The sequence below is a fragment of the Polaribacter sp. Hel1_85 genome, assembly GCF_000766795.1.
GTDB lineage: Bacteria > Bacteroidota > Bacteroidia > Flavobacteriales > Flavobacteriaceae > Polaribacter.
Map to the genome: position 1 here is coordinate 473198 of NZ_JPDS01000002.1, position 24498 is coordinate 497695.

22 protein-coding genes are annotated in these 24498 nt (G+C 28.7%); 2 read left to right on the forward strand and 20 right to left on the reverse strand.

Annotated features, from left to right (window positions below):
• Window positions 1-11 precede the first annotated feature (11 nt).
• The 19 genes from PHEL85_RS09365 to PHEL85_RS09450 all read right to left on the reverse strand — a co-directional run bounded on the left by PHEL85_RS09365 (window position 12) and on the right by PHEL85_RS09450 (window position 20864).
• Window positions 12-197 carry a DUF2892 domain-containing protein gene (locus PHEL85_RS09365; protein WP_036824368.1) on the reverse strand — a complete coding sequence of 62 codons (186 nt, stop codon included), beginning with the start codon at window positions 195-197 and terminating at the stop codon, window positions 12-14.
• A gap of 20 nt (window positions 198-217) precedes the next feature.
• Window positions 218-523, reverse strand: a complete 306-nt coding sequence (locus PHEL85_RS09370; RefSeq protein ID WP_036824370.1) for a hypothetical protein — start codon at window positions 521-523, stop codon at window positions 218-220.
• A gap of 39 nt (window positions 524-562) precedes the next feature.
• Entirely contained in the window at window positions 563-3757 is a 3195-nt protein-coding gene (locus PHEL85_RS09375) for an efflux RND transporter permease subunit (RefSeq protein ID WP_036824373.1), read from the reverse strand.
• Between the two features lie 110 nt (window positions 3758-3867).
• Window positions 3868-4947, reverse strand: coding sequence for an efflux RND transporter periplasmic adaptor subunit (locus PHEL85_RS09380; protein ID WP_036824376.1), 1080 nt, complete (start codon window positions 4945-4947; stop codon window positions 3868-3870).
• A gap of 53 nt (window positions 4948-5000) precedes the next feature.
• Window positions 5001-6311 carry a TolC family protein gene (locus PHEL85_RS09385; protein WP_036824378.1) on the reverse strand — a complete coding sequence of 437 codons (1311 nt, stop codon included), beginning with the start codon at window positions 6309-6311 and terminating at the stop codon, window positions 5001-5003.
• A gap of 806 nt (window positions 6312-7117) precedes the next feature.
• The gene (locus tag PHEL85_RS18205) at window positions 7118-7249 is read right to left on the reverse strand and encodes a hypothetical protein (protein WP_262501556.1); all 132 of its coding nucleotides are present in this window, start codon (window positions 7247-7249) and stop codon (window positions 7118-7120) included.
• 57 nt (window positions 7250-7306) lie between these two features.
• Window positions 7307-8764 (reverse strand): NAD(P)/FAD-dependent oxidoreductase, encoded by a 1458-nt coding sequence (locus PHEL85_RS09390; RefSeq protein WP_036824381.1) that lies wholly within the window; start codon window positions 8762-8764, stop codon window positions 7307-7309.
• Window positions 8765-8919: 155 nt separating this feature from the next.
• The gene (locus tag PHEL85_RS09395) at window positions 8920-10530 is read right to left on the reverse strand and encodes a T9SS type A sorting domain-containing protein (protein ID WP_036824382.1); all 1611 of its coding nucleotides are present in this window, start codon (window positions 10528-10530) and stop codon (window positions 8920-8922) included.
• Window positions 10531-10601: 71 nt separating this feature from the next.
• On the reverse strand, window positions 10602-11723 hold the full coding sequence (locus PHEL85_RS09400; RefSeq protein WP_036824384.1) for an ABC transporter permease: 1122 nt from the start codon (window positions 11721-11723) through the stop codon (window positions 10602-10604).
• A 1-nt stretch (window position 11724) separates the two neighbouring features.
• Window positions 11725-12831, reverse strand: a complete 1107-nt coding sequence (locus PHEL85_RS09405; RefSeq protein ID WP_036824386.1) for an ABC transporter permease — start codon at window positions 12829-12831, stop codon at window positions 11725-11727.
• Window positions 12828-13556: an ABC transporter ATP-binding protein gene (locus PHEL85_RS09410; RefSeq protein ID WP_081965107.1), complete on the reverse strand. Its 729-nt coding sequence runs from the start codon at window positions 13554-13556 to the stop codon at window positions 12828-12830. The genes PHEL85_RS09405 and PHEL85_RS09410 overlap by 4 nt, the downstream gene beginning before the upstream one ends.
• Window positions 13556-14458 (reverse strand): ABC transporter ATP-binding protein, encoded by a 903-nt coding sequence (locus PHEL85_RS09415; RefSeq protein ID WP_036824390.1) that lies wholly within the window; start codon window positions 14456-14458, stop codon window positions 13556-13558. Before PHEL85_RS09415 ends, PHEL85_RS09410 begins: the two co-directional genes overlap by 1 nt.
• On the reverse strand, window positions 14459-15349 hold the full coding sequence (locus tag PHEL85_RS09420) for an HlyD family secretion protein (RefSeq protein WP_036824392.1): 891 nt from the start codon (window positions 15347-15349) through the stop codon (window positions 14459-14461).
• 10 nt (window positions 15350-15359) lie between these two features.
• Complete coding sequence (locus PHEL85_RS09425) at window positions 15360-16610, reverse strand: TolC family protein (RefSeq protein WP_036824395.1); 1251 nt, start codon at window positions 16608-16610, stop codon at window positions 15360-15362.
• A gap of 1 nt (window position 16611) precedes the next feature.
• Window positions 16612-17187: a TetR/AcrR family transcriptional regulator gene (locus tag PHEL85_RS09430; RefSeq protein WP_052108517.1), complete on the reverse strand. Its 576-nt coding sequence runs from the start codon at window positions 17185-17187 to the stop codon at window positions 16612-16614.
• Window positions 17188-17300: 113 nt separating this feature from the next.
• The gene (locus PHEL85_RS09435; protein ID WP_036824398.1) at window positions 17301-17603 is read right to left on the reverse strand and encodes a hypothetical protein; all 303 of its coding nucleotides are present in this window, start codon (window positions 17601-17603) and stop codon (window positions 17301-17303) included.
• A gap of 14 nt (window positions 17604-17617) precedes the next feature.
• Window positions 17618-18691, reverse strand: a complete 1074-nt coding sequence (cydB, locus tag PHEL85_RS09440) for a cytochrome d ubiquinol oxidase subunit II (RefSeq protein ID WP_036824401.1) — start codon at window positions 18689-18691, stop codon at window positions 17618-17620.
• 3 nt (window positions 18692-18694) lie between these two features.
• Window positions 18695-20026 (reverse strand): cytochrome ubiquinol oxidase subunit I, encoded by a 1332-nt coding sequence (locus PHEL85_RS09445; protein WP_036824404.1) that lies wholly within the window; start codon window positions 20024-20026, stop codon window positions 18695-18697.
• A 109-nt stretch (window positions 20027-20135) separates the two neighbouring features.
• On the reverse strand, window positions 20136-20864 hold the full coding sequence (locus PHEL85_RS09450; protein ID WP_036824407.1) for a peroxiredoxin: 729 nt from the start codon (window positions 20862-20864) through the stop codon (window positions 20136-20138).
• A gap of 280 nt (window positions 20865-21144) precedes the next feature.
• On the opposite strand from PHEL85_RS09450, the gene PHEL85_RS09455 reads away from it, so the two are divergent.
• Together PHEL85_RS09455 and PHEL85_RS09460 are read left to right on the forward strand one after the other, a co-directional pair.
• A complete protein-coding gene (locus PHEL85_RS09455; RefSeq protein WP_036824410.1) occupies window positions 21145-21453 on the forward strand; it encodes a hypothetical protein in 309 nt (102 codons plus the stop codon).
• Window positions 21454-21518: 65 nt separating this feature from the next.
• Window positions 21519-23621: a TonB-dependent receptor domain-containing protein gene (locus PHEL85_RS09460; RefSeq protein WP_052108518.1), complete on the forward strand. Its 2103-nt coding sequence runs from the start codon at window positions 21519-21521 to the stop codon at window positions 23619-23621.
• Window positions 23622-23772: 151 nt separating this feature from the next.
• On the opposite strand, the gene PHEL85_RS09465 is transcribed toward PHEL85_RS09460, so the two are convergent.
• Window positions 23773-24354 (reverse strand): methyltransferase domain-containing protein, encoded by a 582-nt coding sequence (locus PHEL85_RS09465; RefSeq protein WP_036824416.1) that lies wholly within the window; start codon window positions 24352-24354, stop codon window positions 23773-23775.
• Window positions 24355-24498 lie beyond the last annotated feature (144 nt).

Sequence of the window (24498 nt, forward strand, 5' to 3'; positions counted from 1 at the left end):
TCTTAAGTAAATTACTTTTTTATACCTAATTTAACTAAAATAGTTTCTAATAAACACCATTTTGTAAAAGCAGATTGAATTAAGTTTACTCCAATAAACACTCCAAACCACATCCATTTTTGGTCTACATAATAGGTTAATGCTATACTTAACAAAACCATAAATCCTACTATAACTCTAAAATATTTATTTAACATTTTTTATTATTATTTTTTGTTTATATAAATCGTTCAACCGGTACAACAATTGCTTTTACAGGGTTATTCGTTTCTAAATTATTATTAAACTCTTTAATTATAGTAAACAAACCATCAATTTTTTCTTTATTAGTAAAAGAGAAAAACATAATAGATTCGTTGCCACTTTTACCTGCAGAAAACCAATTAGCTGCCATTAATAATGAAGGTGCATTTTTATAGCCATCAATATCTGAACTACTAAAGTTTTCAATATTTGCTTTTTTGAAGATTTTTAAAACATCTTCTTGAAACTCTTCTACTGCTGTAACTATTACTAATTTCATGATTTTTTATTTTTATGTTCGTTCGAACGCAGTCGAGAACTATTTATAATTTTTCTTTTCTATCATATAATATACCAATGGCACAACCAATAATGTTAATACGGTTGAAACAATTGTACCACCCATTAATGAAATTGCCAATCCTTGAAAAATTGGATCAAAAAGAATAACAAATGCTCCAATTACAACTGTACCTGCAGTTAGTAAAATAGGTGTTGTTCTAACCGCTCCTGCTTCTATTGCTGCCTGTTTTAAAGGCACTCCTTCTTCTAGTCTTAAATTGATGAAATCTATCAACAGAACCGAGTTTCTCACCATAATTCCTGCCAAAGCAATCATTCCAATAAATGAAGTTGCCGTAAAAAATGCTCCCATAATCCAGTGGCCTAAAATAATTCCGATTAATGAAAGTGGTATAGCAACCATCATTACAACTGGTGCTTTAAAGTTTTGAAACCAACCAACAATTAAAATATAAATCAAAATAATTGCACCTAAAAAAGCGATTCCTAAATCTCTAAATACTTCTAAGGTAATTTGCCATTCTCCATCCCATTTTACAGTATAATCATCTTCAAAATCTGGCTGACCTAAATACATTTCATTTAATTTATAACCTTCAGGAAGTTCTATTTTGTTCAATTTTTCTTCCATTCCTAAAATTGCATATGCAGGACTTTCTAATTCTCCAGCCATATCTGCCATTACATAAACAACACGTTTTTGATTTTTTCTGAAAATACTTTTTTCTGCAATAGTTTCTTTAATTTCAACTAAATCTGCAATAGGAACCATAATTCCCAATTTCGATTTTACTTTTAATTGAGAAATATCAGAAATTGTAGATTTTTCTTTTTCATCTAAACTCAATACCAAACCAACTTGATTTACAGCATCTTCATCATACAAATTTGTAATTGGGCTGTTAGATAAAGCCATATTCATGGTGTAAGCAATTTGTTGAGGAGCAACTCCATACAACATTGCTTTTTCCTTATCTATTTCAAATTGATATTCTTTTTGATCAGCTTCAACCATTAAATCCACATCAACTACATCATCTGTATTATTTAAAATATTCTGAACACTATTTGCTACTTCAATTTGCTTTTTATAATCTGGTCCATATACTTCAGCAACAATTGTTGATAAAACTGGAGGTCCAGGTGGCACCTCAACTAATTTTACATTAGCATTGTATTTTTTAGCAATTTTCTGAATTTCTGGTCTTAATAATTTTGCAATTCCATGACTTTGAATATCTCTTTCAGCTTTATCAACCAAATTCACTTGTATATCTGCCATATTAGATCCACCACGTAAATCATAATGACGTACTAAACCATTAAAAGTAATTGGAGCAGAAGTACCAATATAATTTTGGTAATTCACTACTTCTGGTCTTGTAGATAAATACTGAGCAATTTCTTGAGTTACAACTCCTGTTCTTTCTAAAGTTGTACCTTCTGGCATATCAACTACAACCTGAAACTCGTTTTTATTATCAAAAGGTAACATTTTTACAGCAACAGAATTCGTGAAAAACAACACCATTGTTGCCATTAACACAAAGAATGTTCCTCCTAAAAACAACCATCTTTTAGTTTTATTTTCAATTAAAGGTCTTTCAAACTTGTTATAAACTTTATAAATAAAAGTTTCTTCTAAAGGTTTTTCTACTTTCTCTTCTCCTCCTTTTTTATCTTTTTCTCTTAAGAAAATATATCCTAAATATGGTGTAATTGTTAAAGCTACAAATAATGATAAAATCATTGCAATTGAAGCTCCAATTGGCATTGGTGCCATATAAGGCCCCATTAAACCAGACACAAAAGCCATTGGTAAAACAGAAGCAATTACTGTAAATGTTGCTAAAATTGTTGGATTCCCAACCTCGTTAATTGCATATAAAGCTGCTTGTTTAAAAGGCAGACGTTTCATTTTAAAATGCCTGTGCATGTTTTCTGCAATAATAATGGAATCATCCACTACAATACCAGTTACAAAAACCAATGCAAACAATGTAATTCTGTTTAAGGTATAATCTAACATATAATAACTTAACAGCGTTAAAGCAAATGTAATTGGTACAGATAAAAACACTACCAATCCACCACGCCAACCCATTGCTAGCATAACAACCAACGTTACAGCAAAGATAGAGCCAATAAGATGTAACAACAATTCTGATACTTTATGAGAAGCTGTTTCACCATAATTTCTTGTCACTTCTACATGAACATCATCTGGAATTAAAGTTGTACGTAAATGAGCAACTTTATCTAAAACTACTTCTGCAATTTTCATTGCATCTGCTCCTTTTCTCTTGGCAACAGAAATTGTTACTGCAGGATATTCAGATTTATATGTTTGTGATTTATCACTTGCTTGTCCAAAACCTAAAGACACATAATTTTGTGGAATTTCTGGTCCATCAACAATGCTTGCAATCTGTTTTAAATAAATTGGTTGATTTTGTTGCACGCCAACCACCAAATTTTCTACATCTGTTACAGAAGCTAAAAACTTACCTGTATTTACTAAAAATTCAGTATCGTTTTTATCAAAACTACCCGAACTTAATTGTGTATTGTTGGCTTTTATCATTTCAGAAACAGATAAAAAATCCAATCCACTAGCAGCCAATTTATCCTTATCTAAAACAACTCTTAACTGACGGTTTCTTCCTCCAATTTTATGCGTAATAGAAACATCATTTACTTTCTTAATTTCAGTTTCTAGCTCTTGCGCCATTTGGCTAATTTGATAATCATTGTAGTTTTCACTCCACAATGTTAAACCCAACATTGGTACATCATCAATAGCACGTGTTTTAACTAATGGGAACGTTACACCTGCTGGCATTTGGTCCATATGTTTGTTAATTTCATTATACAATTTCACAAACGAACGCTCTATATCTTCGCCAACGTAAAACTGCACAATTACCATTGCTTTTTCATTCATAGCAGTAGCATACACATACTCAACACCTTTAATATTAGAAATTAATTTCTCTAAAGGTTTTACAACTCTATTTTCTACTTCTGTAGGACTTGCACCTGGATAACCCACAAAAATATCTGCCATTGGCACATCAATTTGCGGCTCTTCTTCTCTAGGAATTAAAAACGAAGCATATACACCAACAACCATAAAAACGATCATTAGCAATACTGTAAGTTTAGATCCTATAAAGACTTTTGCAATTTTACCAGCTAAACCTTCTTTCATTTTTTTTTATTTTTTTGGGCGTTTTAACAGGCTATCCATTTCAATCTTTTTTTGCCATAAATGGCAGCAAAAAAAGGATTTCCATTGCTATCCTTAACGCGGAATGTTAGTTATTGAATTGTAATTTTTGCTCCGTTAAATAATTTTCCTTCAGCAGAAACTATATAAGATTCATCTGCATTTAAACCAGATAAAACTTCAACTTCATTTCCGTAAGTTCTACCTAAGCGTAACCAACGCAACATTGCTGTATTACTTTCACTTACCGTATAAACTCCAGATAATTGTCCGTTTTTAACTACTGCTTTTGTAGGAATTAAAACCAACTCAGATTTTACTTTTCTTTCTACAGGAAACTGAACCGTAGAAAACATACCAGATAAAATATGAACATCTGTTTTTTCTAAAACAATTTTTACTAAATATTGTCCTCCAGTATTTTTTGCAGAAGTACTTACTTCACTAACTTTTCCTTTAATCGTTTTATGTATCGATTTTACAAGAACATTAACTGTTGCTCCTTTTTTAATCTGAGAAATTTCAGATTCTGGCACCATTGCAATCACTTCAAAATCTTTAGCTGTTTCTAAACTAATTAATGGCATTCCTGGGTTTGCCATATCTCCATTTTCTACATTTTTACTGGTAATTACTCCACTAAATGGAGCAGTAATATTAGAATAGGTAAACTGAGCATTAATCTCTTTTTTCATTTGATTTGCAGATTCTAAACCTGCTTTTGCCATTTCGTAATTTGCAGTCATGTCATCCATTTCTTTTTGAGTAACACTGTTACTTGCAAATAAATTTTTAAAACGATTGTAATTCTTTTCTGCATTTTTAAAAGCAGCTTTCGCCTTAATAACTCCTGCATTTACCTGCCCTTTTTTGGCTTGTAAATCAGTATTATTAATAGAAACTAACAACTGACCTTTTCTTACTTTATCGCCAACATTTACGTGTACTTTTTTTACGTAACCCATCATTCTAGTACTTAAATCTGTACTATTTGCTGCTTGTATTTTACCACTTACAGACAAAAACTGACTATTGTTATTTACTGCAACTTTACTAATGGTAATTTTAATTGCAGGTGTAGTATCTATTGCTGCTTTTTTTTCTTCGCTACCACAACTCACTATAAATAATGATAAAGCGATTAGTGTAATTATGTTGATATATTTTTTCATTTTTATTGGTTTTATTTTTACTGAAAACTGTGACAGCTTACTGCCAACTCTTTCTATTCTTTGGTTAAAAATTCTAAATAAGTTTGTGTAAAATTGTATTCGAAAATTGTTTGATAATATTCTAATTGCTTTTGTGCAAATTGAGTTTCTGCTATTAATAAATCTGATGTTTTTTCTAAACCTTCTTTAAATCTATTTTTTCTAATTCTTAAAGATTCTTCAGATTGTTGAACAGCTAAACTTGTTAATTCTAATCTATTTTTAGCATCTACTAATTGACGTTTTACTTTGTTTAATTCTAAATTGCTTTTAGATACATACTGATTGTATTCTAACTTAGATTTTTCAAATTCTGCTTTACTTTTTTGTGCTTTTCCAAAACGTTTAGAACCTTTAAAAATATCCCAGCTTAATTGAGCACCAATTAAATATCCATTTGCATTACCTTGAAACACTTTATTATCATACATTTCATAACTACCAAAAGCATTTAAACGAGGTAAAAAAGCCATTTTATCAGCTTTATTCATTGCTTCATATGCTTTAGAAGCTAAATGCATAGCTTTAATATCTGACCTGTTTTCAGAAATAATTTTATCATCTGTATTAAAACTAGCTACAATTAAACTTTCTGTTGGCTTATAAACCACATCACTTTCATCATTCATTAAAAAAGACAAATAATTTGAGGCGTTTTGCACATTACTTTTTGCTGTCTGTAACTGATTTTTAACTTCAATAACTCGTATTTCAACATTTAAAACATCTGCACGTTGTAAAAAGCCTTGTTTAAAACTATTATCGGCCATTTGTTTATTTGCATTTGCAGCTTCTAACGCTTTTTCTAATACAGTAACTGCTTTATATGCTAATTGAAGTTGCATGTATGCTTTTTCAACTTCAAAAACTAAATAATCTTGAGTACGTTCAGTTTTTAAAGACATTGCTTCCATTTTAGATTTGGCTGCTTTTCTTTGAAAAAAGCCGTCTAAATTTATTAAAGGTTGCTGAATTTCTACTTTCGTCGCAAAATTTCTAGTAGTTGTTGGGTCATTTAATAATGCAGGATTAAAATCATTCTGAGTTAAAATTTCTTGATTTAATTTAGAACCAAATGCCATTAAAGGGTTTGTAGTTGAAATACCTGTATGACTCGCTGTAATGTTTGGTAAAAACACTGCATTTGTTTGATTATAATCTGCTTTTGCAGCATTAAATTCCTTTTTAGAAATCTTAATAGTTGTATTATTTTCTTCAACTTTTGTTAAAACCTCATTTTTTGAAATCGATTTTATTTCTTGTGCTTGAAAAAACAATGTGCTTCCAATCAAGAAAAGTATAGTTATGTATATTCTATTTTTCATTTATTCTTTAATTATCTGGTACAAAAGTATGATGAGAATAAATGTCTATTTGTAACTAATGTTACTTGGGGAACTCCTACCTTTTATCAAAGGTTCTTTTTTAGATTAAATAAAAAGATATTAATAATGGGTATATAATTACAAAAGCAAATACTCAAATTACTATTAAAAGTATGTCTTAAAAAGAAAAGTTACAATGACCTAAATCAGGCAAAAGAAATTAAAATACTATTTTTTATTATAATCTAGAGTAAAGTGTTTTTATTCTCTAACATTTATGGAATTAAAAAGAAATAATATAAACCTAAATGTTACTTAGTAAAACAAAAAAAGAGAGCATAAAGCTCTCTTTTTTTTTAAGATATTGAACCACCAATATCTTTAACCAACCAAAACTGACAACCACATCAGTTAAATTATCTAGAGCCTCTTTTAAATAAAGGTCTCTATCTATATTTTAAATAAAGGTACTACCAATAAAAAAACTATACTGTAACTAATGTTACATTAAGAATAATTATAGTTTTATTTTTTTCTCTATAATAATTGAATTGTTTTTAAAAATTAAAATATACTCACCAGAAGCCATTTTTGATACATCAAAAAGGATTGTTTTTAAAATAAAGAGTGGTAATTATTTAGCTATTACAAATAGAACAACTTTAAAAACATATAAATAACGCCAAAGATCTAATAGAAATTTGTTTCTAAATCTTCTTTAACTAAAATATCATCAATAATTAACTCTGATTTGTTTTGTGGTAAAACTAGGTTTGAAGCAAATAAAAACTGATAACCACATCAGCTTACTTTCTAGTTCCCCCATGTCCTCCAGCTACAACAACCATTATTTTTATACTTAAATAAATGAATTTGAAAAACTGAATGATTGGATTCTTCATTTTAAATTTTTGATATTTTGATATTCTTTGTGTCATAATATTTTGCTTTTTTTATAGATAAATCTTTCAGCGTTTAGATTTATACTTTGATTCTTATTCAGGAATCAACCACCAAAACGGTTTCATCTTCGCTTTATAAATAAAAGCATAATGCAAGGCGAGTTTAAGCCAATGACCTGCTAAACCTATATCTCCAAAGGTTTTTCCTAATTGTCTACCTTGAGTATTTGGATATTTCTCATAATCTGGAACAATTGGAAATGTTGTTATACTAACTCCACTTCCTGATGCTAATCCATAACCCGCAGAAGCAATACAAGCTGCTCCCATATTTCCCATAGAACCTTTATGGTTTAGTGATTCTTTTCCATTTTTTATAGAATCTATAATATTATCTGCCACTAATTTTGCAGTAATACCAGAAGGCATTCCTGTTCTTGGTGGTGCAGGTGAAATAATGGTTCCGTTTTTACTTTTTCTAGGTTTAGAAATTGCATGTGGAGGTGCAAATGCAATTCCTGGTGCAAAAATATTTTTATAACTTGGGTTTTGATACGTTTCTGGCCAATCTTTAACCGACCATTCTTCATATGGTTTTTCAGTATAATCTGCATCAACAATCATAAAACCTTTAAAAAGTTTCTCTGTAATTTCTTTTTCATTTTTATCATAAGCTTTAAAACCATGACCAGAAAATGAAGGAATTAACATTGCAAAATCATACGTTTCTGTTTTATAATCACCTTCAAGGTTTTCATAATATGCTACGCCATCTTCAATTTTGTTAACTCCAGCTCCAAGTATCCATTTAATATCTCTGTCTTCAAAAATAATTTCTACCAACTCACTAGATTTCATTGTTAAACTCCCATAACTTAGAAGCATTCCATCCATTCCAAAATCACCTAATTTATGCTCATTTGCTATCCAAGTGATTTCTGCCATATCACGTACATTGTGCCTGCGTAATTCTTGTTCTACATTTAAAATATATTCAAAAGCGGCTCCTTGACAGGTAGATTTTCCATGACCTGTACCAATAAGAATCTTCACCTTCTTACCTTTTTTCATTTCTTTAATTAAGGAATCTAAGGCTGCCCATGCATGATCTGCATGTGTGTAAGTACAAACAGAAAAAGCTTTGTTTTTCCCTGGAATTAAACCTTCAGTAGCTTTAAAATTAAGTTTTGGTCCTGTAGCATTTATTAAATAATCGTAGGTTACTTTTTCTTGTTTCCCTTTGTTTTCTCCAACCACATATTCTGCTAAAATATAGGGTTTTTCTTCTTCTATATCTCCTTCAGGAAAAAACGAAATTGCTTTTGCTTGTTTATAACCAATACCTTTCTTTTTATATAAAGGAGCTAGTGGAAAGTAGATGCTTTCAGATTTCATTCTACCAATTCCAACCCAAATATTAGAAGGAATCCATTGATAATTACTATTTGGAGAAACGACAACAACTTCATGATCTTTAGACAACTTTCTTCTTAAATGAGAAGCAGCAACGTGACCAGAAATTCCTGCTCCTAAAATGACAATTTTAGACATTTTGATTGATTTGATGCTAACAAAATTACTTTAAGAAATTACAAACTAAAATGACTTAGATCATTTAAAGTAACTTGTTGAATAACTTATAATTAACCCATTAATATTACTTTTTAAATATTAACTCACAGTAACTTTTGTTATATTAAAAATAATTAAAGTTTAATTATTTTTTTCTCTATAATATTAGAATTATTATTAAATACTAAAATATACTCCCCAGAAGCCATTTTTGATAGATCTAAAGGGATTGTTTTTAAACCAATAGTATTATTAATTTTTATCGATTTTACTTTTACTCCTAAAATGTTAAAAACTTCCAAAATACTTGATTCTGTATTTGGGATAAACACATCAATTGAAAAAATATCTTTTGATGGATTTGGATATATTTTTAGATTATAAATATTACTTTTAGTTAACTCTACTTCATCTGTGCTTAATGTTGTTTTATTAATAAACACCTTAAAAGCTAAACTACTTGCACTACTTTGTGTACCATCATTTATAAAGAAAATATTTTCTTGGGTACTTTCAATACCACCAAAAATATAACCTACTAATGTTTTACCAACTTGCAAATTATTAATGTCTACAATTTCATCAGTTAGGTAATTTGAATTCTTATTTATTGGAATAAACTCTGCTCCAGTACCTAAAAGTGTTGGCATTTCTATATCTAAACTACTTTCTATCATAGAACCATCACTAAACCTAGAAACTTTACTTATGGTTTTTACAAATGGTACTTCATCATCTTGTATTAGATTATCATTTTCATCAAGTTTATATTGGCTCATTCCTCCAAAAAACAAGGTATGCATCGTATTATTATCAGTATCATAAATTGGAATTTTAGCACTGTGATATTGACTTAAATATTGATTAAATGTATTGTTTACAGTATAACCAGAAGCAGTAACATCTACTGTGTTTAACCAAGGAATATTGGCTGTATGTTGAAAAACACCACTAAACATGGTAAACCCTTTTGTTCCATCAGGAAAAATTTGTGGTGCCATATTATAATCTCTTCTATGTAAATTATCAGTGTCATTTTGTGCTAAATAATTTACAATTGAAAGGTTTGTACCATCATCATTAATTTTAAAAGTTCTAATTTCATCTGTATATTCCTGAATAAAACCAGGTCCATTACTTGGCCCCATAGGATTATATTGACCTTCAAAATACTGTCCGCCACACAAATAAAACACATCATCTAACCAACCTAAATGCCCACCAGTAACTGCCAAATTTGTATTTGAAATTTGTCTAAAAAAAGGAGTTATAGTTGTTCCGTTAATTACGGAATTAGATAAACCATCAACATCAACAGCAGTTAATTTATCGTACGTAACATGATCATTTTCTGTTGTACTAAAACCATAACCACCAATAATGTAAAGTGTATTTTCTTTTTGATAAAACTCTTGATTAGTAGATTGTAATTGTTCGAAAATTGACGTTTGTAAAACACTAATAGAAGTACTCCAAGTTTTATTATTAATTGGATCTACAACAAAAATATTTTTATTATTATCATTTTCAAGAAAAGATGCAAAAGGTTGTCTTTGATGTAATCCATCAATTCTTCCTCCAATAATTATCCATTTTCCATCGGTGGTTTTTCCCCAAGAGAAAGAATGAATATTTGGTGCATTTTCAATAATTAAAGGTTCTATTTCAACTGTAAATTGGTCTTGTGAAAATGAATTTACAGCTGCTAATAAAAAGACAGCTAATACTACATATATTTTCTTCATAACTTATTCCTTAACAAATAAAGTTACAAGTAATAATAATTAGAAACAGTAACTTTTGTTACAGAGCTACATCAATTTGTTTTTTTATAACTCCAAACCGCTAAACCATTCATAATTATTGCAAACACTAGTGTTTTTAGAAGTTGAGGAAGTATATCTACAAAACCAGAACCTTTTAGCATTACCATACGCAATACCTCAACAAAATATTTAATCGGATTAAAATCAGTTATTGTTTGTGCCCATTTTGGCATACTTTCAATTGGTGTAAATAAACCACTCATTAGAATAAAAATCACCATAAAAAACCATGCAATAAACATAGCTTGTTGTTGTGTATCTGTATAGTTTGAAATGAATAAACCAATGCCCAGAACTACCAATATATAAATTGAAGTATAAAAATACATTAGCAGTAAACTACCAACCATTGGCACATTAAAAACGAGTTTTGCAATCAATAGGCCAACACTTAAAATGGCTAATCCTAAAACTAAAAACGGAAATAATTTCCCAATTATAAATTGACTTTTCTTAATTGGCGTTACATTTATTTGCTCCAGTGTTCCAATTTCTTTTTCTCTAACAATATTCATCCCAGAAAGAAAAAGTGTAATCATAGTTACTAACAAAACCAAAATACCTGGAACCATAAAAGTTTTATAATTTAGAGTTTTGTTGTACCAAAAAGATGGAATTGTAGTAATTTGTATCGGTTGATTTTGCTTTTGACCATATTGAGAAACATTAACTTTTAAATCTTTATTAAAACTTTGAATTATTTGTGTAACGTACACATTCTCTATACCTGCTGCTGCACCATCAATTGCATTAATAGTAACTCCTAAAGCTGACCTTTTCTCTTTTTGAAAATCTCTTTCAAAATAAGATGGAATTTCTAAAACAACATCAACTTCTCCATTTAACATTGCTTGACTTGCTAATTTTTCTGAAGGAAAATTTGTTAAAACATTAAAATAAGTAGAAGCATTAAATTTTTCTATTAATGCCCTAGATGTTGAAGTATGATCATGATTTACATAGCCAAATTTTATATTTTTAACATCAAAAGTTGCTGCGTTAGATAAAATAATCAACTGAATTAAAGGCATCACAAAAATGATAGGCAACATTCCTTTATTTCTAAATATTTGCTTGAATTCTTTCTGAATAATAAATAAAATAGTGTTCATATTACTCTAATCTTATTTTATATTTCTTCACACTTAACCCAATAAAAAACACTGTCATTCCTAATAAAATTAAGGTTTCTTTCCAAATAAATTCCAATCCAACTCCTTTTAACATAATTCCTTTAATAATGATGATAAACCATTTTGCAGGAATAATATTACTGATTACTTGCAGAGGAAGAGGCATGCTTGTTATTGGAAAAATAAATCCTGAAAGTAAAATTACAGGCAACATTAATCCCATTAAAGAAATCATCATTGCTGTTTGTTGTGTTGCTGAAATTGTTGAAATTAAAATACCTAACGCCAAAGCTGTTATAATAAATAAAATACTTTCTAACCCTAATAAAATTAAGCTTCCTTGAACTGGCATTTTAAAAATGAAAATGCTCAACACAATTATAATTATTGCATTAATTATAGACAGAAAAATATAAGGGAATACTTTACCAATAATTACCTGAAAAGGTTTTAAAGGTGAAACTAATAAAATTTCCATAGTTCCTAATTCCTTTTCTTTTGTGATAGAAATGGAAGTCATCATTGCAGAAACTAACATTAAAATAATTGTCATAACACCAGGTACAAACATGTATACACTTTTTAATTCTGGGTTATAAACCATATGAGTTTGTGGAATAATTTTATAAGCTTGAACGACACCTTTATTCTGTTCTTTTAAATAATTTTGAAGTATGGCATTTACATAATTACTAATAGTATTTGCTGTATTTGGGTCTGTAGCATCTGTAATTACCTGTATGTTGGCATTATTTTCTTTGATAAGATTCTTACTGAAATCTTTTTCGAAATTTAAAACAGCTTTTACTTTTCCTTTTTTAAAAACAATTTCAATATCTTTTTCTTTTTCAATAAATTGATTAATACTAAAGTATTTTGATGCTGAAATTTTATTGATAATCTCTTTAGTCGTTGCATCTTTAGAATGATCTAAAATTGCAATATCAACATTATTAATTTCATTTGTAATTGCAAAACCAAACAACAAAATTTGTGCAATTGGCATTCCAAAAAGAATAAACAATGAGCGTCTATCTCTAAAAATATGGTAGAATTCTTTTTTTATAAAACCTATAAATCGTTTCATCCTCTGGCCAATTTTAAAAAAACATCATTCATATCTTCTGCATTAAACTGTTCTTTTAATTTTTTTGGTGTGTCTAAAGCTTCAATTTTACCATTTACCATTATAGAAACGCGATCGCAATATTCTGCTTCATCCATATAATGTGTAGTTACAAAAACGGTTGTTCCTTGGTGAGCTGCTTTGTAAATTAATTCCCAAAACTGACGTCTTGTAATTGGATCCACACCACCTGTTGGTTCATCTAAAAAAACAATTTTAGGATCGTGAATTAAAGAAACTGAAAACGAGATTTTTTGTTTCCATCCTAATGGCAATGATCCTACCAAAGAATTTGCAACTTTTTCAAGACCAAGTTCTTCAATTAAAAGAGTAGATTTTTCTTTTATTTTTTTTCTTGACAAACCGTAAATTCCACCAAAAAAAGTAATATTTTCTTTCACGGTTAAATCGTCATACAAAGCAAATTTTTGACTCATATAACCAATATTCTTTTTAATTTCTTCTGCTTCTGTTTGTACGTCAAAACCTGCAACATTTGCTTTACCAGAACTTGGATTAGAAATACCAATTAACATTTTCATTGCTGTTGTTTTCCCTGCTCCATTTGCTCCTAAAAAACCAAATATTTCTCCCTTTTTAACATCAAATGTAATTGCATTTACAGCTGTAAAATCACCAAAATTTTTAGTTAATCCCTCTACCTGTATTACTTTATTTTTTTCCATTATTTTGCTAATTCCATAAAGGTATCTTCAATCGTTGCGACTGTTTTTTCTATTTTAATATTCAATAAATTTTTAGATTCTAAATATGTTTCCAACTCCGTTGGATTAAAATCTGATCTGCTATCTGTATAGTGCACAAACTCACCAAAAGGATACACACTGTGATTCGATTCAAACTCGTTTAAACAATTTATTAATAGATACATGTTATTTGCAGAAACATTATAAATTGGCTTTGGATAATGCTTTACAATTGCTTTTGGTGTATCAATTTCTAAAATTTTCCCATCTTGAATTAATGCAATTCTATCACACAAAGCAGCCTCATCCATATAAGGTGTAGAAACCAAAATTGTAATATCTTTTTGCTGTAAACGTTTTAACATTTCCCAAAATTCTTTTCTAGAAACTGGGTCAACTCCTGTTGTTGGCTCGTCTAAAAACAACACTTTTGGCTTGTGAATTAAGGCACAACATAAAGCCAGTTTTTGCTTCATTCCACCAGACAATTTCCCTGCTCTACGATTTTTAAAAGGTTCTATTTGAACATAAATATCTTTTATTAAATCGTAATTTTCTTCAACAGTTGTCCCAAAAATAGTTGCAAAAAAATCTAAGTTCTCTTCTACTGTTAAATCTTGATATAAAGAAAATCTCCCTGGCATATAACCAACACTATTTCTTATACTTTTATAATCTTTAACTACATCAAAACCAACAACACTTGCAATTCCTTCGTTAGGAATTAAAAGTGTCGTCAAAATTCTAAACAATGTTGTTTTACCTGCTCCATCAGGACCAATTAAACCAAATAACTCACCAGGTTTAACTTCAAAAGAAATATTTTCTAAAGCTTTTACTTTTTTATAAAATTTTGATATGTTGGCTATTTTAATGCTCATTTATTCTTCTGTTAACCACATTTCTGCTGGCATCCCAATTTTTAAACTTCCATCATTTACAATAGCAACTTTTACAGCATATACCAAAGCAACACGTTCTTCTTTTGTTTGTATAATTTTTGGTGTAAATTCTGCTTCAGAAGCAATCCAACTTACTTCACCATCAAAAGATTTCATTTCTTCAGAAGCATCAATTTTAACTGTTACTTTCTGGCCAATTTTAATTCCTGATAATTGTGTTTCACTAATATATACTCGCAATTCCATAGTGCTTAAATCTGCAATTTTATATAAAGGTCTTCCAAAAGAAGTAATTTCATTTATCTCAGTATATTTGGTTAAAACGGTTCCGTTTACAGGATTTATAATTTTACTTTTCTGAATTTGATCATCTATTTGTTTCAATTGTACATCAATAGATTTAAGCTCGTTAACAACTGGAGCATTCTGTATTTCTACACTTCTAATTTGACTTTTAATAATATCTATTTGTCCAGAAACATCATCTAATTGTTTTTGTGTGCCAGCATTTTCTTTAATTAAATTTTCTACTCTATTTTTATTGATTTTAGCCGTTTTTAATCTTGATTTTAACACAGAAATCTGTGATAAAACTCCCTTAGATTTAGAACTAATAACTGCTTTAGAAACTGCCATTTGTTCTTTTTTTAAAGCCAATTGAATTGTATCTATAAAACCAACAAATTGATCTTTTTTAAGAAGATCTCCTTCATCAACAGAAAACTGAATTAATTTTCCGTTATTTTCTGCAGAAATGGTTATTTCTGTCGCTTCAAAATTCCCATAACCATCTGCTTTTCCATTATCTTTTCCACAAGATAACAAGCCAAAAACCATAATGCTTATTCCTAATATATAATTGTGTTTCATTTTTAATTATTTATTGTCCTTTTATAGTATTGTAGTTTGCTTTTGCTAATTGCACTTGAATTTTATGTTTTAACAAAGTATTTTGTGCTTCAAATAAATTAGTAAATTCTGTAATGTAAATTGATGACGTTATCACTCCGTTTTTAAGTTGAGACTCTAAAGTTTTTAAAACTTTTTTTCGAAGTTTTATAATTTCAATATCAGAATTTATAAAGTCAGCAATTTTTTTAATCTCCTTTTTCTGTTTATCTAATTCTATGTTCGTTTTCAATTTAAAAACGGCCTTTTCTGCTTCAATAATTTCTTTATGTATTGCTACTGTTTGTTTTTGTTTTTTGTTGGTATTCCAATCAAAAACATTCCAATGAAACTTAACACCAATAGTATAAAATGTTTGAAAAGAATTATCTAACATATTTAAACCTGGGTTTCCATAACCACCAGTTGCAAAACCATTTAACTTTGGTGAATTTTGCAAAGAAATAATTGCTTCCTGGTTTTTAACTTCTTCTTTTTGCAACTGAAAAAGTTCTAGTTCAGGTCTCATAATTTTTGTTTGAAGATGAGTTTCTACTAAAGGTTTTTCGAAATTAGTATCACTTTCTAATGACAAACCAATTAAAGTTGATAAGGTCTCTAATAAAGATGATTTTCCACTTTTTACTTCTATAAATTGTTGTTCTATTTTTAACAATTCAGCTTCTAAAACACTGTCTGAAGCAGGCAATAAAACTCCGTGTTTTATACCCGATTTTACTTCCTTTAATTTAGATTGTAATTGTACTTTTTTTGCTTCTAATAACTTGTACGTTTCTTGCGTTAATAAAATTGAAAAATATAGTTGATTAATTTGAGACTTTAATTGATAAATATTTGCATCAACTTGTTTCTTTTTCGTTTTTAACTGTGCCAATTTCATTTTTAAATTAGCATCTGTTAAACCTCCATTATAAATTAATTGATTTACAGAAAATGTTGCACGATATTGATCTTTATTTAATGGTTTAATATTAGCATTTGCAATAGGAATTGTTACTACATCTGATTGATAAGTTGCTTGTGCATCAAAATTGATTTGTGGTAATTTTGAATTTGAAATTATCCCATTTTCTAGCGCACTTTGTTGCTCTAAAAGTTGATGCTTTTTTACTAAAGGATAATTCGTTTCTACCAAAGTATAGCACTCATTAAGTGTTATTTTTTGTTGAGAAAACGCTGTAAAACTTATTGTTAAGATTAAAATGAATAGCTTTTTTTTCATCTTATATTTTTATTGAATTTATTATAAAATCAGCTGCTGATGTTTTACGTTCTTCCACTATCTTCTCAAACTCTTCATCCTCTACTCCAATTAAAGTTTGAATTAATGGTTTTGCAACAAAAGGAAATACATTTAAAGCCATTATATTGATAAATAGTTGTTCTCCATTTATAGGTTTTATGATTCCTTTATCAATTTCTAAAGCAACTTGCTTTTTAAATTTCTCTGTGGTTGGAAAACCTGGATTATTTTTCATTTTTAAAAGAAAATCTGGATTTCTATTTAGCTCTTGAATGATAAAATTAGGTAAATAGGGATGTTTTATGATAAACGAAATGTAATTTGAACAAAAATTTCTAACCTTATCTTCTATAGAAGAATCATCATTTAAAATAGTATTTAACTGGGGTGCTAATAATGAAAATGCATTTTTAAAAACGGCTTCAAAAAGCAATTGTTTACTTCTATAATAATAGTGTAACATTGCTTTATTTATACCAGCTTCATTTGCAATTTCTTGCATACGTGCTCCATCCATTCCTTTTGCCTGAAAAATGCGTTTTGCAGCTTCTAAAATTAAACTTTCTGTGTTTTCGTTTTTTTATTTTTCATTTTTAACTAAATAGTTTAACCAAGTGGTTAACAAATTTACAAAAAATAATCAAACACAAAACATGTTTGATTATTTTTTTAATTTATTCTATTTAACTTACTGTAAATAAACCTCATAAACATCAACCCAAAAGCTCCTCCTAAAAAAGATACGATACAATTAACACTAAATAACAAACCATTAAATGTTTCGTTTTGCATAATGTACCAAGGATTAAAGCCTAGTCTTCCAAATAGTTTAATTAAAAATATACTTCCAAAAACACCAGCAATAGTATTTCCTACAACTCCAAAAGAATATTTTTTGAAAAATAAACCTGTACTAACAGCTCCAATAATACCTATAAAAATACTAATTAGAGAAATTAAAGTTTCAGACATAATGGTTTTTTAAATTAATGACCATAATCCATTTTATCAATCTTACCTGCTAATAATCTTTTTTGAATAATGGCATAAATTATTATCAGAATAACACCAATAACTGCCCAAATTGAAGCAACCGACAATCCATACTCTGTTGTAGAAGTATTGTAAATTGTTAAAGGCTCATGTACATTATGTATTGATGGTAAAATAACAGGAAAAATTGATGCTAATGAAGAAGTAATACCTCCTAAAATTAATAAAGTAGACAATAAAAAACCATGAATATCTTTTTTGATTTTTTTGATAAAAAACAACCCAACTAATCCAGAAAAATAAATTACAGGAAACACTAATAAATAAGGTTTATCTATAAAATTATCTAAAGAATCTGGGTTTACAACTTGCCACAGAATTATAGAAAACAGAGTTAGTAAAGCTAATACAATATTCAACTTAAAAATAACACTTTTCAGTTTATAGTTAATTGATGAATTTGTTTTTAAAATAATCCAATTTGCGCCATGAATTGCTAACGTAACTACAGATATTAATCCTATAACTATTGTAAACCAATCTATGATTCCTGGTGTTTCACTTAATGGGCTAAAACTGCTATCCCAAAGTGGTAAGAAAAAGTAATGACCTTCATAAGCCGAAACTCCATTTTCTACTCCACCTAAATTTACACCTCTCACAATATTACCCAAAGCAATACCAAAAAATAATGCTAACAATAAACTAGAAACTCCAAAAGATGCATCCCAAATGTCTTTCCACATTTTATATTTAAACTGACCTCTAAATTCTAAGCCAATAGCTCTAAAAATTATTAACCATAAAACAATTATTAATGGCAGATAAAAACCACTAAAAACAGAGGCATAAAAAGTAGGAAATGCCATAAAAAGCATTCCTCCTGCAGCTACTAACCAAACTTCATTAGAATCCCAAAATAAACCTGCAGATTTTGTAATTACTTCTTTGTCTTTTTCTTTTTTTGCAAAAAATAAATGAATGATTCCTGCTCCAAAATCATAACCATCTAGTACAAAAAATATAGCTAAAACAACTGCTATTAAAATAAACCAAAATATTTCCATAATTTAATGTGTTTTAGGTTTTGGACCCTCGTTAATAGTTTTACCAACTAATACTAAAAATAATAACCCTAAAAGCATATATAAAGCCACAAAACCAAGCAAAGTAAACAATGTGTTTCCTGATGAAACTGTTGGAGAAATTCCATCGCTAGTTTTTAATAAACCATACACCAAATAAGGTTGTCTCCCTAATTCTGCAACATACCAACCCGTAAGATTTGCGATGTAAGGAAATGGAACTAAAAACATAATTATCCATAATAATGGTTTTAAATTGAATAATTTTTTTCTCCATAAAAAGAAAAACGCCAATGCCATAACTCCAATAAATATAGTACCCAAACCTACCATTATATGATAAGAATAATATAGCGCAGGTATATTATCTGGCAATTCTTCTTTTTTAAATTGATCCATTCCTGGAATTTGTTTATTCCAATCTTGATAGGTCAAAAAGCTTAATATATTAGGTACCGCAATTTTATTGTCTAGCTTTTTTTCAACCATATTTGGTTGTCCTATTAAAACAATTTCTGCTCCTGCATGTTCTGTTTCAAAGATTCCCTCCATAGCTGCAAAAGCTGCTGGTTGAAATTTTGCTACATTCTTTGCATTCCAATCTCCTGTTGGAAAAGCAACTAACAAACTAGAAACCAATCCAAAAATTACACCTGTTTTTAAAAAAAGTTTTCCATATTCTACCTGTTTATTTCTTAAAACATAAAATGCACCTATACTTGCTACTACAAAAGCAGAAGTTACAACAGAAGCAAATTGATTATGTAAAAAAGCAGGTAACAACCAAGGATTACTAAACAATGCTGAAAAATTTTCTAAAACAAATTTACCATTATCTAAAATTTCGTATCCAACTGGATGTTGCATCCAAGCATTTGTAGCTAAAATAAACCAACCACTTGCCCAAGAACCTAAAAACACTAAAAACCCTGTTAAGAAGTGTAGTTTTTGTCCCATTAACTTTTCACCAAAAATAAATAAGGCTAAAAAGGATGATTCTAAAAAGAAAGAAAACATGCCTTCCATTGCTAATGTTTGACCAATGATTCCTCCTGTTAATTCAGAAAATCTTGCCCAATTTGTTCCAAATTGAAATTCCATAGGAATTCCTGTTACAACTCCCATTGTAAAGTTTACAGCAAAAATTTTCATAAAAAACTTTGCTGCATTATTATATTTTTCAATATTGTTTCTTAAATATTTCCATTTAAAATAGACTATCATTAATGACAACCCCATTGTTAACTGTGGAAATATATAGTGAAAAGTGATAGTAAATGCAAATTGCAATCTATCGTAAAAGAGCATGTCTTCCATATTCTGTTTTTAAACTATAAAAATACAAATCTCAATCTAATAGTTGATAATTTGTATTATAAAAAAGAGTCTCAATTTAGAGACTCTTTTATAAATTAATATTTTGGATTTATTTTTTTAGAATTTCATTTAATACTAAATCTTTATCTAATTTTTTAGTACAGAAAAACCAGTCTTTACAATCTAATTCTTCAGTCGATGTCATTCTTTCTTCTGCAACACCACAAGATCCTGCTGGAGATACAATAACATCATCTCCAGGATACCAATCTGCTGGAGTTGCCACATTAAATTTATCTGAAGTTTGCATTGCAATTAAAGCTCTGTATAATTCATCAAAATTACGACCTAAACTTAATGGATAATAAATAATTGCTCTTACAGTTTCATTAGGATCTACAAAAAAAACAGCTCTAACTGCTTGTGTTTTACTTTCTCCTGGCTGAATCATTCCGTATTTTTTTGCAACATCCATAGAAATATCTTCGATTAAAGGAAACTTAACTTCTATGTCTTTCATTCCATTAAATTCAATTTTATCCTTAATAGTTCTTAACCATGCAATATGGCTATATAAACCATCAATAGATAAACCTATTAGACTACAATTTGCTTTTTCGAATTTTTCTTCTAAATGTGCAAATGTCATAAATTCTGATGTACAAACTGGTGTAAAATCTGCTGGATGGCTAAATAATATAGACCATTTTCCTTTATAATCTGATGGAAAATTAATTTCTCCTTGTGTAGTTACCGCTGTAAATTGAGGAGCTTTATCACCAATTCTTGGCATTGCAAATACCTCTTGTTTTTCTTGTGTTGTTTCTATTGCATTCATAATATTATAGTTTATATTTTTATAGCATAAAATTAATCTTAATCCCTTTACATCATTGTAACATTAGTCACTTAAGCCATATCAAATTTTGATGTTATGATAGCTATTTCCTATAATACTGTGGGTTTCAAAAATTTTTACAACAAAAAGCAGACTATATTATTTTTATCAAATAAAATAGGGTTAAAACATTGTAGTTATTATTTTTGCACTTGTGAAGAATTGGAAATTCATTTTCTCAATATTATTTAGCTTTCTTATACTATATAATAGTTTAAGAGTGTCTATTACGTATATATATTATAATGTTGATACCATTGGTTTTATTGAAGCTTTATGTGAAAACAAAGACAAACCAGAGTTGGCCTGTAATGGTAAATGTCATTTAAAAAAGATTACCAAAACTAATAATGAAGAAAAGAATCAACCAATTCAACTAATTGATTTCAAAGATATTTTATTATATAATCAAAAGGTTTCTACACTTCATTTAAGTTCTAAGACTCTTCAAAAAAAGTCTAATTTTTATTATTTAAATCTTTATAGTTTTAAATTATTAGAAACTTGTTTTCATCCACCAAACGCATAATTGTTTTTTTCATTTTATAGAATTTCTATAAAACAATAAATACTTAAAAATTAAAACAATTAAAAATGAAAATATTTTATAGTGTGCTTTTATGCGCGCTAATTTCTGCTACATCTTATAGTCAAAATACAAAAGAGACTAAAAAAGATAGTATTAAACAAAAAACAGTAAAACTTGATGAAGTAATCGTAACAGGTAAATTAAAAAAGGATCCAGTTTTTAGTTCATCATCAAACAAATACGCTAAGAAAATTGTACAACCTAAAAATGTTGCTGATTTATTTAACAACATTAATGGTTTTTCTGTAATTAAAAGAGGAAACTATGCTATAGATCCGTCTTTTAGAGGTGCTCAATATGAGCAATTAAATATTCAATATGATGGTGGTACAAAAGCAATGCATGCTTGCCCTAACAGAATGGATCCTGTTACCACACACATCATTCCAGAAGAAGTTTCTAAAATAGAAATTATTAAAGGACCTTATACGGTTAGATATGGAGCAACTTTTGGCGGAATTATAAATTTAGTTACTCAAAAACCAGATTATGAAGATTATGGTTTTCATGGAAAAGTTTCTGGCGGGTTTGAAAGTAATGGAAACTCATTAGTAAATTTGGCTGAACTGCAATACATCAATGAAAAATTTGATATTGTTGCCAATGCTGGTTATAGAAATTTTGGAAACTATACAGACGGATTTGGAACTGAAATTCCTTCTTCATTTAAAAGTTCTGATTACGGAATAAAAGTTGGATATAATTTTACTAAAAATCAGCGCTTAAAAATTGATTGGAGACAATCTTTTGGACGCGATGTTTTACATGCTGCTTTACCTATGGATACAGAATATGACAACAGTAGCATACTTTCTGTAGATTATAAAATTGAGAATATTGGAGAAGTTATAAAATCTATTTCTGTAAAAGGATATCACAGTTATGTAGATCATTTAATGACAAATGATAACAGACCTACTTTTATGATGATGGAAGCAGCATCTGCAGTTGAAGCAACAACAATTGGTGGGAAATTTGAAATGAATTGGCAACCAAGTAAAAATTTAGATATATTTTCTGGAATAGATTTAATGAACATTGCAAGAGATGGAGGAAGAACTAGAATTGTAAAAATAATGAACGGAAACACATTAGCAACTCCTGTTACTTTTAACGACAAAGTTTGGCAAGATTCACAAATAACAGACCTTGGTTTTTTTACAGAAGCTAAATACAATTTAGCGCCAAAAACAATTCTTACAGCAGGAATTCGTTACGATAATGTTACTTCAGAAATAAAAGATCCAGAAGCAGATTTTGCTGCAATGTATGATTTAGACAAAAGAACAGAACATACTTTTAGCGGAACAATTTCAATTAAAAAAGTACTTTTTGAAAACTATACTTTAGAAGCAGCTTACGGACGTGGAACAAGAACTGCAAATATGATTGAAAGATTTATTAATCATTTTACAATAGGTCAAGATCCGTATGAATATATTGGAAATCCAGATTTAAAAGCAGAAGTAAATAACCAATTTGAAATTGGAATTAAAGGTTTAGAAGAATTAGAAAACGGTTTTGATAGTTTTCAGTTTGAAACATCAGTTTACTATGCTGCTTTCGAAAACTACATAGTTGGTATTGTAGATAATACGTTAACAAGAAAATTTAACCCAACTTCAGACCCAGTAAATCCAAAAGTTTTTCAAAATTTAGATGATGCTTACAAAACTGGTTTTGAAGCAAAAGCTCAGTTAAACTTTTTAGAAAATTATAATTTTAAAACTGAGTTTTCTTACGTGTATACAAAGAATGAAGATTTAGGTGAATCTTTACCTTTAACACCTCCTTTTACAACCAAACTTACTTTTGGTTTTGAAAAGGAAAATATTTGGGCAAATGCACAGTATAATTTAGTTTCTAAACAAGATAATATTTCTGAAAGTTTTGGAGAAACAGAAACTGATGGATACCAAACCTTAGATCTACGTTTTGGAGGAAAACCTCTTAAAAATGTAACTTTAGGTTTAGCAGTTTTAAATGTTTTTGATAAAGGCTACAACAGTCATTTAAACTTTTCATTTACAAACCAAGCAAACTTTGGAAGAACGCCTGTTACAGAACCTGGTCGTAATTTCTCTGCTTTTTTACAATATAAGTTCTAATAGAAAAAAGGAAGTTTTCTAAATAATAATAAATTTTGTCATTTTGAGCGAAATGTAATGGAGTCGAAAAATCTAGTGAATTAAATTTCAGTAGTTTAGATTTCTCCATAAAGTCGAAATGACAAGTTAAAATTTTAGACAGCTTCCTTTTTTATTTTTTCATCAGTTTTACAAACAGCTCCATTTCTTGTCTATTCTGATAAGAATTATAACACTTTTCTATAATATTCATAGAAAAATAAGGCTCAAAATAAGAGAGATATTCTTCTTTATTTCCACCAAAAGGGGGATGATCTTCATTTAGTTTTGCATCAAAAAGTAAACCAACCAATTTACCTTCATCATTTAGCAAATCCTTCATTTTCAATGCATATTTTACTCTTAAATGAGGATCTATTGCACAGAAAAAAGTTTGTTCTATCACCAAATCAAAACTATCATTTAAATCAAAAAAATTAGCATGAATTAATTGTTTTTCTGGAAAACTTGAAACTCTAGCTTTTAAATTATCTAGTGGATTATGACAAATATCTACAACATAAATATTTTTAAAACCTTTGTTAAAAAGATACTCTGCTTCGTAAGAATTTCCTCCTCCAGGAATTAATATTTTTAAGTCTTTATTTGTTAATTGATCAAAATAAGATTTTAAAGGTGGAGAAGCTTCACCTAAATCCCAACCAATCTTGTTTGTTTTATACTTGTTTTCCCAAAATTCTTTAGATAAATTCATTTAAATTAATGTTCTTTTGTTTCATCACAAAAATACATTTAATAATTTTTTGAAGTTTTTAAAAAACCGATGCACCTAGTTGTCTTAAAGTTTTGTTAAAAGGTCGGTTTTTTGTGTTTTAAAATTAAACCTTTGTAACCTACA

Coding starts and splice junctions, on each gene's coding strand:
- PHEL85_RS09365 (WP_036824368.1), bottom strand. CDS start 197: ATGTTAAATAAATATTTTAGAGTTATAGTAGGATTTATGGTTTTGTTA.
- PHEL85_RS09370 (WP_036824370.1), bottom strand. CDS start 523: ATGAAATTAGTAATAGTTACAGCAGTAGAAGAGTTTCAAGAAGATGTT.
- PHEL85_RS09375 (WP_036824373.1), bottom strand. CDS start 3,757: ATGAAAGAAGGTTTAGCTGGTAAAATTGCAAAAGTCTTTATAGGATCT.
- PHEL85_RS09380 (WP_036824376.1), bottom strand. CDS start 4,947: ATGAAAAAATATATCAACATAATTACACTAATCGCTTTATCATTATTT.
- PHEL85_RS09385 (WP_036824378.1), bottom strand. CDS start 6,311: ATGAAAAATAGAATATACATAACTATACTTTTCTTGATTGGAAGCACA.
- PHEL85_RS18205 (WP_262501556.1), bottom strand. CDS start 7,249: ATGACACAAAGAATATCAAAATATCAAAAATTTAAAATGAAGAATCCA.
- PHEL85_RS09390 (WP_036824381.1), bottom strand. CDS start 8,764: ATGTCTAAAATTGTCATTTTAGGAGCAGGAATTTCTGGTCACGTTGCT.
- PHEL85_RS09395 (WP_036824382.1), bottom strand. CDS start 10,530: ATGAAGAAAATATATGTAGTATTAGCTGTCTTTTTATTAGCAGCTGTA.
- PHEL85_RS09400 (WP_036824384.1), bottom strand. CDS start 11,723: ATGAACACTATTTTATTTATTATTCAGAAAGAATTCAAGCAAATATTT.
- PHEL85_RS09405 (WP_036824386.1), bottom strand. CDS start 12,831: ATGAAACGATTTATAGGTTTTATAAAAAAAGAATTCTACCATATTTTT.
- PHEL85_RS09410 (WP_081965107.1), bottom strand. CDS start 13,556: ATGGAAAAAAATAAAGTAATACAGGTAGAGGGATTAACTAAAAATTTT.
- PHEL85_RS09415 (WP_036824390.1), bottom strand. CDS start 14,458: ATGAGCATTAAAATAGCCAACATATCAAAATTTTATAAAAAAGTAAAA.
- PHEL85_RS09420 (WP_036824392.1), bottom strand. CDS start 15,349: ATGAAACACAATTATATATTAGGAATAAGCATTATGGTTTTTGGCTTG.
- PHEL85_RS09425 (WP_036824395.1), bottom strand. CDS start 16,610: ATGAAAAAAAAGCTATTCATTTTAATCTTAACAATAAGTTTTACAGCG.
- PHEL85_RS09435 (WP_036824398.1), bottom strand. CDS start 17,603: ATGTCTGAAACTTTAATTTCTCTAATTAGTATTTTTATAGGTATTATT.
- cydB (WP_036824401.1), bottom strand. CDS start 18,691: ATGGAAATATTTTGGTTTATTTTAATAGCAGTTGTTTTAGCTATATTT.
- PHEL85_RS09445 (WP_036824404.1), bottom strand. CDS start 20,026: ATGGAAGACATGCTCTTTTACGATAGATTGCAATTTGCATTTACTATC.
- PHEL85_RS09450 (WP_036824407.1), bottom strand. CDS start 20,864: ATGAATGCAATAGAAACAACACAAGAAAAACAAGAGGTATTTGCAATG.
- PHEL85_RS09460 (WP_052108518.1), top strand. CDS start 21,519: ATGAAAATATTTTATAGTGTGCTTTTATGCGCGCTAATTTCTGCTACA.
- PHEL85_RS09465 (WP_036824416.1), bottom strand. CDS start 24,354: ATGAATTTATCTAAAGAATTTTGGGAAAACAAGTATAAAACAAACAAG.